Genomic DNA, 14,945 nt, shown 5'->3' on the forward strand with positions numbered 1-14,945 from the left:
ATTGCCATACATTCACTGATGCCACGACAACCGCACTTCGGCCTGCTGTAAATAATCACGGCACGCTTGAAATACCGGTGTATCGGCTTCGGTCGGCCATGCGTAAAACAAGCGCGTAGCAGGCTTGCTTTCTACCAGCGCTTTTTTCAGCACATCACCACGGTTCAACACCTGCTTAATCAAATGATGCGGCACATAGCCAATGCCAATCCCCTGGCGCATGAACTCAATCGCCACTTCCAAATCCGGTACATAAATAATGTGCTGCCCTTCCAGCGCCCACGCTTTCTGCTTCGCGTATTGAACGGCGGTATCCATCACCATAACCACCGAAAAAGGCCGCACATCATCGGCAGTCAGCGGATGGGTACAGCTCGCCAACGGATGCGCACAAGACACGACAAAATCCCATTCCATTTCCCCCATCAATTCACAGACAATGCCCTCTAATTGTGGCGGATAATTTGGCGCACCAATCACGACGTCGCAACTGTGTTGGTACAGCGCTTCCCAGCAGCCGTTGTACACCTCGGTGCGGATACACAGCTCAATGTGCGGAAAGTGTTCATGCATATGGCGGGTTAAGCCGACCAAACCATCACGGTTGATGATGTTATTGACCACAATATTGAAGGTAATGGATGTCCCACCACCAATAGCCACTGTATTGCGCGCCAAGCTGTCGAAGCTGTTGAGAATCAACTGACTGTGATTGAGGAAATATTCACCAGCAGGCGTTAATTGCACCTTATGACCGCTGCGGTCAAACAATTCAACCCCCAGTCGGCTTTCCAAAGTACGCACGGTATAGCTGACCGCAGACGGCACACGGTGTAGTTGTTCGGCGGCAGTGGCAAAGCTGCCACAGCGGGCAATGGCGTGAATGGTACGGATGTTGTCTTCAGTAAAAGGCATGGTGTACTCGTGGCTGGATGGAGAGAAACGGCCGTGCATCACCGTGAAATTTTTTGATGATCACGGTCATCACACTGCAAACATTGCGCAGTATGGATGCACAAATGCGTGACGTAAAGCATGGCACAAACCATAAAAAGTATCAGCAAAATATTTGATGATAACACGCGATATTTTTCTCTTTATAGGTGATTATCCACATTTTACAATCTGCACCAATGGTACTGGCAATCCAGACCAGAACGACACAACAACACAGGAGTTGGTTATGAGTATGTTTATAGCACAACCGTTCAACCTTGATTTTGATCCAAAACACACTGCATTAGTGATGATCGACATGCAGCGTGATTTTGTTGAGCCAGGTGGCTTTGGTGAAGCATTAGGCAACGATGTTTCATTAGTACGCAGCGCGATTGAACCATGCAAACGGGTACTGGACGCGGCACGCAAAGCGGGCATCATGATTATCCACACCCGTGAAGGGCACCGCAACGATTTGACCGACTGTCCGGCAGCCAAGCTAACCCGTGGCGGCAAGACCTTCATTGGCGAACAGGGCCCCAAAGGACGTATTTTGGTACGCGGTGAGCAAGGCCACGACATCATCCCTGAGCTGTATCCACAAGACGGTGAACCGGTCATCGATAAACCGGGCAAAGGTGCGTTTTATCAAACCGATTTGCACGCCATCTTGCAAAACCGCGACATCAAAACCCTGATCATTTGCGGTGTAACCACTGAAGTCTGCGTCAACACTACCGCACGCGAAGCTAACGACCGTGGCTATGAGTGCATCATTCCCGAAGATTGCGTGGCTTCCTACTTCCCTGAATTCCAGAAATACGCACTGGAAATGATTAAAGCACAAGGTGCGATTGTCGGTTGGGTATCGAACGCCGACAACATTATTTCTGCCCTTGAAGCATAACCCTTCAGCGCGTCTGCCCTAACCCATCCGGCAGACGCGCCACACCCCACATAAAACCATTGCTGCGGCGCTGTTCATGTGCTGCGGTCACTGCACGTTTGTGCATGAAGGAAGGTACATATGTCTGTTCACCATCAAGTTTTCCCCAATCTGTATCAGGATTCCGTCTCACTGATGCAGATTTCTGCCACCCTCAGCGCCGCGGACGGTATCGAACAAGCATCCGTGGTAATGGGTAGTGAAGCCAATCTGACCCGTCTCAGTGCAGCAGGATTTGGCGACATCAGCGCCCGTCCCGCCGATTTGGTGATTGCCGTGATCGGAGAAGACGAAGCGTGCGCGCAAGCCATTGCCCACGCCGAAAGCCTGCTCAAACAAAAACACAGCGCATTACAAGACAGCGATGCCCCGCAGCAAGTGTGGCGCAGCAGCGAACACGTTTGCAGCGAACAGCCGCAAACCAATATGGCGCTGATTTCCGTCCCCGGACAATACGCCGTAGCCGAAACCATCAAAGCGCTCAATCTCGGTTTAAACGTGATGCTGTTCAGCGACAACATCGGCCTCAGCGATGAGCTGGCATTAAAACAACTTGCCGAAAGCAAACAGCGCATCGTCATGGGGCCTGACTGTGGCACAGCCATCATCAACGGCTTGCCACTCGGCTTTGCCAATGTCGTGCGCCGTGGACGCATCGGTGTGGTTGCCGCTTCGGGTACGGGTATGCAGGAAGTCACCTGCCGTATTCATGCATTGGGTGCAGGTATCTCGCAAGCCATCGGTACCGGTGGCCACGATTTGCACGAAAGCATCGGCGGCCTATCCATGTTGCGCGGATTGCGTACCCTCGCCGATGATCCGGACACAGACGTCATCGTATTGGTATCCAAGCCACCGGCAGCCAACGTGGCAGAACACATTCTCAGCCAAGCCAAGCAAGCAGGAAAGCCGGTGGTGGTGCTGTTCCTCGGTGCGGATATGCACAGCGATGACCAACGTATCATCATCGCCAATACCCTCGCCGAAGCTGCCGACAAAGCCGTTGCCGCCTTGCACGGCAATCCGGCTGCCACTCCAGCAGCATCCGATACCATCGATGCCACCTTACCCAGCAAGCGCCGTTATTTACGCGCCGTATTTGCCGGCGGCACATTCTGCTATGAAGCACAGCTTATTGCCCAACAGCACGGCATCACTGCTGCATCCAATACCCCCGTCAGCGGCAATCCCACTCTGGATGCACAAGGGCAAAGCGCCGCACACCTCATCATCGACATGGGCGATGATATGTTCACACAAGGCCGTCCGCACCCCATGATTGACCCGACCTTGCGCAATCAACGCATCGCTGCCGAAGCCAAACGTGACGACACCGCCGTAGTGCTGTTTGACGTGGTATTGGGTTATGGCGCGGCAGCCGATCCATTGGCGGATTTACTGCCCATCATCCACGCGGCACAGCAGCAAGCCGAGCCGCCCCTGTTCATCGCCCACGTCTGCGGCACAGACAGCGACCCACAAAACCGTGATGCCATTTGCGACAGCCTGCGTCAAGCAGGTGTCATCGTTGCCGCACACAATGCCGATGCCGCACGCCTTGCCGCATACATCATTGCCACGAAGGAGTAAACCATGAGTACCACCCTGTTTGGCGAACACACCCACGTTATCAACATCGGACTGGAAGGCTTTGCCACCGACATTACCCGTGCCGGTGGGGATGTCACCCACCTGCAATGGACACCGCCGGCCGAAGGCAACGTTGACAGCGGACGTGAACTCGCCGCCCTGATTAACGACCCTGAAATCGCCCAAGCCAACGAATTGGCCATGAGCCGCTACCTTGCTGCGCAGCCGGTCCTGGTGGACGTACTGCCGGCAGCCGAAGCCATTCCCGTATTGGCCGCCAACAAACACATCCTGCACGCCGGTCCACCCATTGCATGGGCAGACATGTGCGGGCCGGTACAAGGCGCACTGATTGGTGCAGTGCTGTATGAAGGCTGGGCGGACAACGCCGATGATGCCGCCGCCATGTTGGCGTGTGGTGACATCATGCTGGAACCTTGCCACCACCACAATGCCGTTGGACCAATGGCGGGCATCATCAGCCCGTCCATGCCGCTGTGGGTGGTCGAAAACACCGATTCCCCCAACCGTGAACGGGTATTCAGCAACTTCAACGAAGGACTGGGACAGGCACTGCGCTTTGGCGCCAACAACGCTGACGTTATCGAACGCCTCAAATGGATGGGCAGCGAATTGGCAGACGCTTTACAAGCTGCGGTCCGCCACAGTGGCGGCATCGAACTCAAGCCCATTCAGGCACAGGCACTACACATGGGCGACGAAGTCCATAACCGCAACGCCGCCGCCACCGGCCTGCTGCTCAAGCAACTGGTACCGGCACTGTTTGCCGCCAATATTGAGCGTGACGTCATGGCGCGGGTACTGGCCTTCATCATGGGCAACGACCACTTTTTCCTCAACCTGTCGATGGCTTCGTGCAAATCCATGCTCAACGCAGCAGCCAATATCGCCAACAGCACAATGGTCACCGTAATGGCGCGCAACGGCGTAAATTTTGGCATCCAGCTTTCCGGCACCGGCAAGCGCTGGTATCAAGCACCGGCCAACACCATTGACGGCCTGTTTTTCCCATCCTACAGCGCAGAAGATGCCGCCGCCGACCTCGGCGACAGTGCCATCACCGAAACCGCCGGACTCGGTGGCTTTGCGATGGCCGCCTCACAAGCCATCGTCAAATTTGTCGGCGGTACGGCACAGGATGCCATCCGCTACAGCCGCACCATGCAGGACATCACCATCGGCAGCAACCCCGCATTCACCATTCCGTCCATGAATTTCAGCCCCGTAGCGGCCGGCATTGATGCACGAAAAGTGCTGGACAACATGATTATGCCGGTCATCAACACCGGTATCGCCCACAAGCAGGCCGGTGTCGGACAAATCGGCGCAGGCATCACCACTGCCCCCGCATCCTGCTTTATCGCCGCCCTACACGACTTCACCCAAACAAGAACAGGAGCAGCCCATGACTGACATGATTGAACTCGCCGTTAACGGCACACTGATGCGCGGCCTCGAACTCAATCCCAACTTGATCAATGTCGGCGCACAATTTATCCGTGAAGACGAAACCGATGTCCACTACCGACTGTGGAGCATCAACGACAACCACCCCGCGATGATCCGCACCCTTGAAGCCAACCACAGCGTGGCATTGGAAGTTTGGGCAGTACCGGCAAACGGTGTTGCCCAAGTATTACAAAACGAACCTGCCGGACTGTGCATCGGCAAAGTCCATCTGAAAAACGGCACAACCGTTCTCGGTGTCCTCGGCGAACCGTGGTTGGTTGAAGGACAAACCGACATCAGCGCCAGCGGCGGCTGGCGCTCATACATCAACAGCAAGGAGTAGCGCCATGAGAAAAGAACCCAATCAAGCTGAACTCAGCACCGTATCCTGCTGGCAAATTGCCATGATTTTGCTTGGCATCGCCGTCACACCGGTCCTGATTGCCTCATCGGATCTCGGCGGACGATTGGCACTGGACAGAGCCGCCCCCGTCATCCTCTGTGCCAGTATCATCCTGACCATACTCGCTGTCATCAACATATCCATCGGTGAAAAAGCACGCCTGCCCACCTACGGTATCGTCAAATTTTCCTTTGGTGAACAAGGTGCGATTGCCATCAACATCCTGATGGCGATCAGCCTGTTCGGCTGGATTGCCGTGACCGCCAACGCCTTCGGCCACAGCATGCACGACTTGGCAGCCCATGTCGGCATCAACATCGCCGTGCCGGTTTGGGTCGCATTTGGTTGCGTCATATTTGTCGCCTCAACCGCCTTTGGCCTTGAAGTGCTGGGCAAAGTATCCAAAATCGCCGTACCGATTATCGCCATCCTGATGGTGGTGGTGCTGTATCTCGTCCTCAATAAAACCACACAGCAAGTCAGCCTCAGCGAACAAATGAGCTTTGGCGCGGCAGTATCATCCGTGGTTGGTACCATCATCGTTTTGGTCGCCACCTCACCGGATTTCGGCAGCTTCATACACAACCGCAAACATGCCATTCTCGCCGGCATCATCGCCTTTGGCGTAGCGTATCCGACCCTGTATTTTGTCGGCGCACTGCCTTCGGCACTGACCGGCGAACGCTCGTTACTGCAAGCCATGGCCGTGGTTGGTACGACTGTTCCCGCCGCCATTTTGCTCGTCTTCGCCTGCATTACCGGCAACGCGGGAAATATGTTTCAAGGCACACTGGTCGTCTCGACCCTGCTCTCACGCATCGCCAAATGGAAAATCACCCTCGCACTGGGTGTGCTGGCCTTTATTGTCGGCAGCCTGAATATCCAGTCGTGGCTCGTACCGTTCCTGCTCTTTCTCGGCATCGCCACCCCACCGGTAGCGGGTATCTACATCGCCGACTTTTTCCTCAAACGCAAAGCCGGCTACGATGAAGCCGTATTGAGTCAGGAAGCCAAAATCAAATACCCAACCTTTGGCGCATGGTTTGCCGCCTCGGTGGTGGGTTTTCTCACTGTCAACGGTTATTTCACCCTGACTGGCATCGCATCACTAGATTCCATATTGGTCGCATCACTGCTCTATGTCCTCTTTAACTGGCGAAATAAATAACAGCCATACAAAAGCCTCTCTGACTATATACCAGAGAGGCTTTACGAATTAATAACGTTATTCGCTATATTTTTCAGGGAATAAATTTCAGCCCTGTCACATTTTACTAATCTAATCAAAGATCAGTGCAAAAATACCGAATTCCCAAGCCATAAATCATAACTCCCTGCTTCATCAACCACAGAATGTGAGATACCCAGAGCCTGTCCTTTTCATGCACGCCAAATAGGGATGTGGGAAAAAGCCGGCATGTGGATTGCCGCCGGTGCAGGCTTCTGCGGCTCACTACTTGCCTTTGTGTTCAGCTTTATTCCACCGTCGCAAATTTCGGTTGGTAGCCCGGTAATGTACGTTGGTATTCTCGTCGCGCTCACTGCTTTCTTTGTCGCCTTGCCGTTTGTTATCTACGCGGTGAAAAAAGACAGCTGGCGTGATCCACAAGCCGACTTTGCCCCGTTTACCTGGGAAGCTCAAGCTTCCAGTGCTGCGCCGACAGCCACTAAAGTAAACTAAGCTAAAGATGGGGGCGGTACAGAGTACCGCCCCTTTTTCTATAAAGAGAGAAATGTCATGGATACAAATAATCTGCAAGACCTGCTCAACACCATCCACCACAAACATTGCCACGACAAAGGCGGAAAAAACGCCGACTACATTCCCTATCTCGCCAGCGTTCCATCCGACCTCTGCGCCATTGCCGTGGTCACCAACGATGGCAAAATACACAGCGCTGGTGACAGCGATTACGCCTTTGCCATCGAATCCATATCCAAGGTTGCCACACTCGCGTTGGCACTCGAAGACAAAGGTAGCGAAACCATCCGCAAGAAAATTGGCGACAGCCCCACCGGTCTGCCATTTAATTCGGTGATGGCTCTGGAGCTACATCAAGACAAACCACTGTCACCATTGGTCAATGCCGGTGCGATGGCGACAACCAGCATCATCAATGCCAAAGACAAAGAAGAGCGCTGGGCGCGTATTCTCGATTTCCAGCGGCAAATGATGAGCAATGGTGTTGCCCTCTCGGACGACGTTAACGAATCCGAGCAAACCACCAACTTCCACAACCGCGCTATTGCATGGCTGCTGTACGCCGCCGAACATCTGTTCTGTGATGCGATGGAAGCGTGCGAAGTCTATACCCGCCAGTGTTCGACTTTGATTAATACCGCCGATCTCGCCACTATGGCTGGCACGTTGGCAAATGGTGGCGTAAACCCCGTCAGCAAGCAACGCGTCATCAAAACGCAGAACGTACCGCATATCCTCGCCGAGATGATGATGGAAGGTTTGTACGACAGTTCAGGCGATTGGGCGTATAGCGTTGGTTTGCCCGGCAAAAGCGGCGTCGGTGGTGGCATCATGGCTGTTGTACCCGGCGTGATGGGTATGGCTGCTTTTTCACCGCCATTGGATAAGGCTGGTAATAGCGTCCGCGCCCAAAAGATGCTGCGTGAACTCGCACATACCCTTGGCTATAACCTGTTTATGCCCAAATGAAACAAATGTGCCGCAGTACCAGAGGTTGCTGACATGTGATTTTTATCCGCCAAACAGTGATAAATTTTGTTTAGAGCTAACAGGCAGCTCAGAAGATAACTATATCGCCGAGCTAATTAACTCAGCATAAGTGAAATTTAGCCCATTTTGGTAGAAAAGCGGATTATCCTCGCTATCTATTTATACCAAAATCGCTGTAGTGCCATTAATTGTCAACAGACGCTAAACCGGCTTAATAAAAAGCAGAACCGACAACCGGCTCTGCTTTTTTGTATGTTCAATGCCAAACTCAAAGGCCTGGCTTATTCGTACTCAACTTCCGGACCTTCCTTGTCGTCCTCTCTGCTATTTTCACGGTCCTGCTCAAACTCACCCCACATTGCATTCATCACCGCCAGTAAAACGGCAAAGCCAAGCCCCAATAACCAAGTGAAATACCACATAATTATGCCCCTTTAATAACGGCTGTGTGTGTTTGCACGAATATCTTCTTCGGTAATCTTGCCACGCAGAACGTAGAACGCCCAGCTGGTATAAGCCACGATAATCGGCAAAAAGATAATCACGCCGACCAATGTAATCAGCAAAGTGTGATGGCTCGACATCGAATCCCACACCGTCAGGCTTGAGCGCGGATCTGTGCTTGACGGCATCAAAAACGGGAACATTGAGACGCCAGCCGTTGCAATAATGCCAGCAAGCCCACACGATGAGCTGATAAAAGCCAGCCCTGTTTTCCCGATTCGTGCCAGCACCAGCGCCAGCAGAATACCAACGAACCCAAGTGCCGGTATTAGCATGGTCAGCGGATAGGTTTTATAGTTGTTGAGCCACGCCCCACGCTCTAGCGCAACGGTCTTGTATAGCGGATCTGAAGACCCACTCGGATCAATAGGCGAAGTAATCACGTAGCCATCAATCCCATATGCAATCCAAATGCCACCGGCTGCAAATGCCAAAATCGTTATCATCGCGCTATAAGGCAGCGTTTTACGTGTACGCTGATACACATCACCAGCACTGCGAATCATCAGATACACTGCGCCGTGAAACACGAACATAGCAACAGCAAGCACCCCACACAGTAAGGCAAACGGATTAAGCAAGCCCCAAAATGAACCGGTATAGAATGAACGCAATTCATCATTGAGGTAGAACGGTGAGCCTTGCAACAAGTTGCCAAATGCCACACCAAAGACCAATGTAGGCACGAAAGAGCCGACCAACAACAGCCAATCCCATGTATTTCGCCAGCGGTGGGCTTGGATCATGCTGCGGTATTTGAACCCAACCGGGCGAAAAAACAATGCCCACAAAACAGCAAGCATTGCCCAATAATAGCCGGAGAAAGCCGTACCGTAAGCAATCGGCAGCGCCGCGAACACCGAACCCCCAAGCACAACGAACCAAATTTGGTTGCCTTCCCAGTGTGGCGCGATACTGTTAATCACAACACGGCGTTCATCATCATTCTTGCCGATAAAAGGCAGTAGCATACCGACACCCATATCGTGACCATCCATGATCGCAAAACCAATGATCAGAATGCCGATAATCAGCCACCAGATCATTTTCAGAGTCGAGTAGTCAATAATCTCAAACATGGTGCGCCTCCTTTAATGTGTTGCTTCACGGTCATAGCGACCTGTGCCGAGAATACCCGGTCCTTGGCGAATATTGCGCTGCATCAGATACACTTCTACGATCAACAAGACAGTATAAAAGCCGACAAACCCCGCGATAGATCCCATCAGCTCACCTGCGGTGAGCGACGACGCAGAGACAACCGTCGGCAATACCTCAAAGACCGTCCACGGTTGACGACCGTACTCCGAGACGAACCAGCCACATTCGATAGCAACCCACGGCAATGGCAATGCCACCAGCAATATTTTGAGCATGTTGCGACTTTCGACAATTTTATTGCGCAATGAATTGATGAATGCCCAAGCAATGATACCGAGCATCATCACCCCACAGCCAACCATGATCCGAAACGTCCAGTACAGCGGCCACACTGTCGGCACGGTATCGCGCGCGGCATTGTGAATATCTTCTTCTGAAGCTTCGCTGATATCGTCGGTATAGGCTTTGAGCAACATGCCATAGCCCATATCTTCTTCGTATTTTTTGAATTGCTGCAACGCCGCTTCATCATCGCGGTTGGCGCGCAGCTGCTCTAGTGCGATAACGGCTTCTTTACCATTGCGCACTCGCTCGACGTTAGCGGCGATGATTTCCTTGATCCCCGGAATCGGGGTGTCCAGTGAATGCGTCGCGATAATCCCCATCAAATAGGGAATTTCGATCGCGAAGGTATTTTCCATTTTCTCTTCATCCGGCCATGCGATCAGGTTAAACGACGCAGGTGGTTTTTCCGTTTCCCACATTGCTTCGATCGCTGCAAGTTTGGACTTTTGAACGTGCGCCACACTGACGCCGGACTGATCGCCGAGAATCAGGGTCGAAAGGATGGAGGCGATACCAAAAGCAGCGGCAATACGGAAACTTTTCTTGGCAAACTCAACATTGCGCCTGCGCAAAAGATAGTAAGAGGATACGGAAAGTACGAAAATTGAACCACAGACGTAACCAGCCGAAACAGTATGCAAGAACTTATCCTGTGCATCGACGTTCAGAAATACATCGAGAAAGCTGGTCATCTCCATGCGCATGGTTTCATGGTTAAACTCAGCGCCAACCGGATGCTGCATCCAACTGTTACCAATCAAAATCCACAGCGCCGAGAAGTTAGTACCGAGCGCCATCAGCGCAGTAACCACTAAATGCTGACGGGACGAAAGGCGCTGCCAGCCAAAAAAGAATAAGCCGACCATGGTCGATTCCATAAAGAATGCCATCAGTCCTTCGAGTGCCAGCGGCGCACCGAATACGTCACCAACGAAAGATGAGTAATACGCCCAGTTGGTGCCGAACTGGAATTCCATGGTCAAGCCAGTGGTCACGCCAAGCGCAAAGTTAATCCCGAATAATTTACCCCAAAATTGGGTCATATCACGATAAACGACTTTGCCTGTCATGACATAAACCGTCTCCATGATCACCAAAATCCAGCTCAGGCCCAAGGTCAAGGGCACAAATAAAAAGTGATACAGCGTGGTTAACGCAAATTGCAGACGAGATAATTCAACAAAATCCATGATACCTCCTCATGACGCCATCCCTGTCTATTCCTACCCTTCAAGAAAAATATCACTGATGACAATGATTTTTCCGATGGAAATCTTTTTTCTTGCTTGCCAAATATAAATTTATGTTCATCTAGTATAGCGCGTTTCCCACACTCACACTAAAGCAAATAAACACTATATATTCAGTACAAAAGCCACCCTAATAGAGCCAATCTTCTACCCAATACACAGCCGCTTCACACCCTGACCAGCACGCAATTCATGGTGAGTCACCAATATCAAGATGCCATGCTGCTGATGAGCACATAAGCGCTCAAATAGTGCTTGTCGCATGGCTGGGTCTAGCCCGGCAAATGGTTCGTCAAGCAGCAATAGTGGATACGGCTTGAGCAGTAGCCTCGCCAATGCAATACGTCGCGCCTGCCCACCCGAGACAGCAGCACCGTATTCGCCGAGAGGCGTATCCAGCCCCAGTGGTTGCGCACACGCCCAATCGCGCAAATAAACGGCATCCAGTACTCGCCACAGCTCCTCATCACTGGCATGTGGCGAGCCAAGGCGTAAATTCTCCGCTAGGGTCAAGTCAAAAATCATCCACTGCTGCGCCAGATAGCCAATCTTCCCGCGCCAATCCCAAGCATCATACGCTTTGCCGTTGAGCAGAATTTGCCCATCATCCGGCAATAGCTCACCGGCCAGCACATCGAGCAAAGTGCTTTTACCGCCGCCGGACGGCCCATCAATCACCAACACATCACCCTGCTGCAAGGTCAAGCTGACCGCATCGGGGCCGTTAAATGCCTGTGGCTGTCGCGCACTGACCTGCTGCAAATGCAACTGCCAACCATCCTGCGGCAATGGCATCAATTCACGGTTACCATCGATATGCTCAAAATCGAGCAGCTGATTGAGACGATCGCGTGCGGCAATGCTTTTGCCGAGCGCATCAGCTTTGCGTACCAATGGCAGCAGCACTTCTCCTAACCCGAGCAAGCCAAGCAATAAAGCGAGCAGCAGCGGCACGGAAACATCACCGGACTGAACCAACAGCGCCCCGCGCCACAACAACAATCCGATGGTCACAATCAAGCCAAGTTGTTGCAGCAAAGTACACAAATTGATCAGCCGCGCACTGCGCAACTGCGTGTGGTTGTAATCGTGATCACGGGCGAGAAATGCCGCTGCAAAATCTGTCCAGCGCGACCATTGCAGCAACGCGGTCAATGCACCTAGTGGGGTCAGTAATGCACTACGCCGCGCTTCGCTTTGTGCAGCCGAAATACGGGTCAAGGCAATATTGCGCCATGCTGCAAATGCCGGTATCACCACGGCCAGCAACAGGAGTGGCGGCAACAACCACAATAGCAACAGCGGCGAAACCCACGCCACGAACAGGAAATAGCCCGCAAGCAACAGCCCCGCCCAGCCCCACGGCAATAGCATTGCCAACGGCCATTCATTGAGCGTTTCTACATCACTGGTCAAGCGATGCATTTGCTGTGCGGAATAGAGGCGTAATTGCCGTATAGGGCTGCGCTGTAGGCGCACAAACAGTACGCTGCGCAGATCGGCCAGCAATGCCAATACGGCATGGTGCGACGCCAGCCTTTCACCATAGCGCCCTGCAGTGCGCACGATGGCAAAAAATCTGATGATCGCGCCCGGCACAAAAAAATTAAAGCTATACACCGCACCAGCCGTCAGCAATCCCGCCAATGCCGCGGCACTGATGAACCAACCCGAGAGTGCCAACAATCCAACTGTCGCGATCAAAGTCAGCGTACCCAAAACCAATGCCAGTAGCCATGCCGGACGGCGGCTACTAGTGAGTTGGCGTAAGTCTAGCTTGCCGCGCGTGAGAAGCTTGTGCTTATGACGTTGCATCACTATGCCCCTCTAATGCGAACACACGGTCAGCCCACGTCACTTCGGCAACATCATGACTGGCAAGCAGTACCGTTTTTCCGATACTGACGCGCCCAAGTAGCGCCATGATGTCAGCACCGGTTTGCGGGTCAAGATGCGCCGTTGGCTCATCTAACAGCCACAATGGCGCATCACGCAATAGTAATTGCGCAATAGCCAAACGTTGCAATTGCCCTCCGGACAATCCGCGCCCATGTTCACCGAGTACCGTATTGATGCCTTGTGGCAAACGTGCGACCACATCAGCCATGCCTACTTGCTGCAAAGCGCATTCAAGCACCGCATCGTCCGCATCAGCTGCCGCCAAGCGTAAGTTGTCTGCAATACTCATCGCCAGCAAAGGCGGCTGCTGCGCAAGATAGCCGATCTGCGCCAGCCACGCTTCACGCTGTAGTTCGACCAATTCATGTCCGTTCACCTGAACACTCCCGCTGAACGGACGAAAGCCGAGCAATACTTGCAGCAATGTTGATTTACCCGAACCGCTTTCACCACAAATCACCACACGCTCACCCGACCTGAGCGACAAATCCAATGCTGGCAAGCAAACTCTACTGTTATCACCCATTACCGCAACCTGCGCAAAACACAAAGCAGGCGCATGGCAACTATCGAGCACTACACCGCCGGACGGCTGTGGCTCTTGGGCCAATAATGGCAGCAAAGTTGCTACTGCCGCCTCGGCCTTGGCCTTGTCGTGGTAGTCCGCGCCAAGCTGACGCAGTGGTTGATAAAACTCCGGTGCAAGTAGCAAGATAAACAGCGCACCTTGAAATGGTACCGGTATCTCGCCTTTCGCCCACGGTAAAATACCGAGCAATCCCAAGCCGAGATAAACCGCGACCAGCGCGATTGCCAACGAAGCAAACAGCTCCAATACCGCTGTAGAGAGGAAAGCCAATTTAAGCACCGACATGGTGCGTCGCTGATAATCACGCGCCGCCTCGTCGATTGCTTTTTGTGCCTGTTCGCCAGCTTGCAGGCGCTGTAGGGTCGCCATACCACGCACCAAATCGAGAAAGCGCCCACTCAATCGCGCCAATGCGTGCAACTGTTCGCGATTTTTATTGGCTGCGGCATGACCAACCAAAATCATGAATATGGGTACTAATGGTGCAGTCAGCAATAATAGAATAGCGGCGAGCGGGCTGTAATAGTATGTCGCGCAAATCAGCATCAGCGGCACAATCGCGACCAGCTGCTTCTGTATGTAATAGCGGCTGATGTAGCCATCTAGCGCATCGACCTGATCAAGTAACAGTGAAGACAACGCGCCATCGCTACCAAAATAACGTCGTGCCGGGCCAAGTACTTCAAGAGAAGTCAGCAGGCGCTCGCGCAAGCCAGTGCGCACATCGAGGCTGACGCGTAACAACATATCACTGCGCCAATGCTCAAGCACACTACGCAAGGCAAAGCAGCCGAGCAACCACGGCAAAATTTGCCACAACAACGCCATATAATCGCCACCACCCGCAACGGAAAACGACAGCCATGTCGCAAACAAATAGGCAATCAGCGCATTTTGCACAATCATCACCACCGCAGCAACAAGCGCAATCAGCAGCGCCAGCGATAGTTTCGCGCGATGTGGACGCGTCAAAGCCAATAGCGCCTGGCGCACAGAAACGTCACGCGCCATTATGTTCTCTTTTGATCCATTGTTGTGGTCATGGCCTGAATACCTTTAAGAGTGAACGCGGTCAGGCAAGGCAAATACTCGCGAAAAATGAAGCACAGCGCAATACTAACACCCACTTCACTGCGGCTACCCTCCCCTGTATATTCAGGGTAACGCTGTATCAGCATCCAAGCAATTAACCATCAAGCACAATGCGCCCAAAGGCC

13 protein-coding genes are annotated in these 14,945 nt (G+C 52.8%); 7 read left to right on the forward strand and 6 right to left on the reverse strand.

Translation table 11 applies throughout. From position 1 onward, the window contains the following. Window positions 1-12: 12 nt before the first annotated feature. Window positions 13-915, reverse strand: a complete 903-nt coding sequence (locus KRX19_00145) for a LysR family transcriptional regulator (protein MBV7433429.1) — start codon at window positions 913-915, stop codon at window positions 13-15. A 268-nt stretch (window positions 916-1,183) separates the two neighbouring features. Between KRX19_00145 and KRX19_00150 the strand changes: the two genes are divergently transcribed. From KRX19_00150 to glsA, 7 genes are all read left to right on the forward strand, one after another. After that, window positions 1,184-1,846 (forward strand): cysteine hydrolase, encoded by a 663-nt coding sequence (locus KRX19_00150; GenBank protein ID MBV7433430.1) that lies wholly within the window; start codon window positions 1,184-1,186, stop codon window positions 1,844-1,846. 120 nt (window positions 1,847-1,966) lie between these two features. Beyond that, window positions 1,967-3,475: an acyl-CoA synthetase FdrA gene (fdrA, locus tag KRX19_00155; GenBank protein ID MBV7433431.1), complete on the forward strand. Its 1,509-nt coding sequence runs from the start codon at window positions 1,967-1,969 to the stop codon at window positions 3,473-3,475. Between the two features lie 3 nt (window positions 3,476-3,478). Then, complete coding sequence (locus tag KRX19_00160) at window positions 3,479-4,909, forward strand: DUF1116 domain-containing protein (GenBank protein MBV7433432.1); 1,431 nt, start codon at window positions 3,479-3,481, stop codon at window positions 4,907-4,909. Beyond that, the gene (locus KRX19_00165; protein MBV7433433.1) at window positions 4,902-5,288 is read left to right on the forward strand and encodes a hypothetical protein; all 387 of its coding nucleotides are present in this window, start codon (window positions 4,902-4,904) and stop codon (window positions 5,286-5,288) included. The genes KRX19_00160 and KRX19_00165 overlap by 8 nt, the downstream gene beginning before the upstream one ends. A 4-nt stretch (window positions 5,289-5,292) precedes the next feature. Beyond that, a complete protein-coding gene (locus KRX19_00170; protein ID MBV7433434.1) occupies window positions 5,293-6,516 on the forward strand; it encodes a cytosine permease in 1,224 nt (407 codons plus the stop codon). 231 nt (window positions 6,517-6,747) lie between these two features. Next, complete coding sequence (locus tag KRX19_00175) at window positions 6,748-7,029, forward strand: hypothetical protein (protein MBV7433435.1); 282 nt, start codon at window positions 6,748-6,750, stop codon at window positions 7,027-7,029. 57 nt (window positions 7,030-7,086) lie between these two features. After that, window positions 7,087-8,019 (forward strand): glutaminase A, encoded by a 933-nt coding sequence (gene glsA, locus KRX19_00180; GenBank protein ID MBV7433436.1) that lies wholly within the window; start codon window positions 7,087-7,089, stop codon window positions 8,017-8,019. Between the two features lie 302 nt (window positions 8,020-8,321). Here glsA and cydX read toward each other — a convergent pair whose 3' ends face one another. The 5 genes from cydX to cydD form a co-directional block, all read right to left on the reverse strand. After that, window positions 8,322-8,462, reverse strand: coding sequence for a cytochrome bd-I oxidase subunit CydX (cydX, locus tag KRX19_00185; protein MBV7433437.1), 141 nt, complete (start codon window positions 8,460-8,462; stop codon window positions 8,322-8,324). Window positions 8,463-8,474: 12 nt separating this feature from the next. Beyond that, window positions 8,475-9,614: a cytochrome d ubiquinol oxidase subunit II gene (gene cydB, locus KRX19_00190; protein ID MBV7433438.1), complete on the reverse strand. Its 1,140-nt coding sequence runs from the start codon at window positions 9,612-9,614 to the stop codon at window positions 8,475-8,477. A 21-nt stretch (window positions 9,615-9,635) separates the two neighbouring features. After that, window positions 9,636-11,180: a cytochrome ubiquinol oxidase subunit I gene (locus KRX19_00195; GenBank protein ID MBV7433439.1), complete on the reverse strand. Its 1,545-nt coding sequence runs from the start codon at window positions 11,178-11,180 to the stop codon at window positions 9,636-9,638. Window positions 11,181-11,387: 207 nt separating this feature from the next. Next, complete coding sequence (cydC, locus tag KRX19_00200) at window positions 11,388-13,055, reverse strand: thiol reductant ABC exporter subunit CydC (GenBank protein ID MBV7433440.1); 1,668 nt, start codon at window positions 13,053-13,055, stop codon at window positions 11,388-11,390. Beyond that, a complete protein-coding gene (gene cydD, locus KRX19_00205) occupies window positions 13,042-14,739 on the reverse strand; it encodes a thiol reductant ABC exporter subunit CydD (protein ID MBV7433441.1) in 1,698 nt (565 codons plus the stop codon). The genes cydC and cydD overlap by 14 nt, the downstream gene beginning before the upstream one ends. Between the last annotated feature and the right edge of the window lie 206 nt (window positions 14,740-14,945).

The organism is Cardiobacteriaceae bacterium TAE3-ERU3 (assembly GCA_019218315.1).
Taxonomy (GTDB): Bacteria; Pseudomonadota; Gammaproteobacteria; order Cardiobacteriales; family Cardiobacteriaceae; genus JAHUUI01.

Excerpts from the sequence above, each read along its gene's own strand:
- KRX19_00195 (MBV7433439.1), bottom strand. The coding sequence starts at position 11,180 with ATGGATTTTGTTGAATTATCTCGTCTGCAATTTGCGTTAACCACGCTG.
- KRX19_00175 (MBV7433435.1), top strand. The coding sequence starts at position 6,748 with ATGTGGGAAAAAGCCGGCATGTGGATTGCCGCCGGTGCAGGCTTCTGC.
- KRX19_00145 (MBV7433429.1), bottom strand. The coding sequence starts at position 915 with ATGCCTTTTACTGAAGACAACATCCGTACCATTCACGCCATTGCCCGC.
- cydD (MBV7433441.1), bottom strand. The coding sequence starts at position 14,739 with ATGGCGCGTGACGTTTCTGTGCGCCAGGCGCTATTGGCTTTGACGCGT.
- KRX19_00160 (MBV7433432.1), top strand. The coding sequence starts at position 3,479 with ATGAGTACCACCCTGTTTGGCGAACACACCCACGTTATCAACATCGGA.
- KRX19_00165 (MBV7433433.1), top strand. The coding sequence starts at position 4,902 with ATGACTGACATGATTGAACTCGCCGTTAACGGCACACTGATGCGCGGC.
- fdrA (MBV7433431.1), top strand. The coding sequence starts at position 1,967 with ATGTCTGTTCACCATCAAGTTTTCCCCAATCTGTATCAGGATTCCGTC.
- cydC (MBV7433440.1), bottom strand. The coding sequence starts at position 13,055 with ATGCAACGTCATAAGCACAAGCTTCTCACGCGCGGCAAGCTAGACTTA.
- cydX (MBV7433437.1), bottom strand. The coding sequence starts at position 8,462 with ATGTGGTATTTCACTTGGTTATTGGGGCTTGGCTTTGCCGTTTTACTG.
- KRX19_00150 (MBV7433430.1), top strand. The coding sequence starts at position 1,184 with ATGAGTATGTTTATAGCACAACCGTTCAACCTTGATTTTGATCCAAAA.
- glsA (MBV7433436.1), top strand. The coding sequence starts at position 7,087 with ATGGATACAAATAATCTGCAAGACCTGCTCAACACCATCCACCACAAA.
- KRX19_00170 (MBV7433434.1), top strand. The coding sequence starts at position 5,293 with ATGAGAAAAGAACCCAATCAAGCTGAACTCAGCACCGTATCCTGCTGG.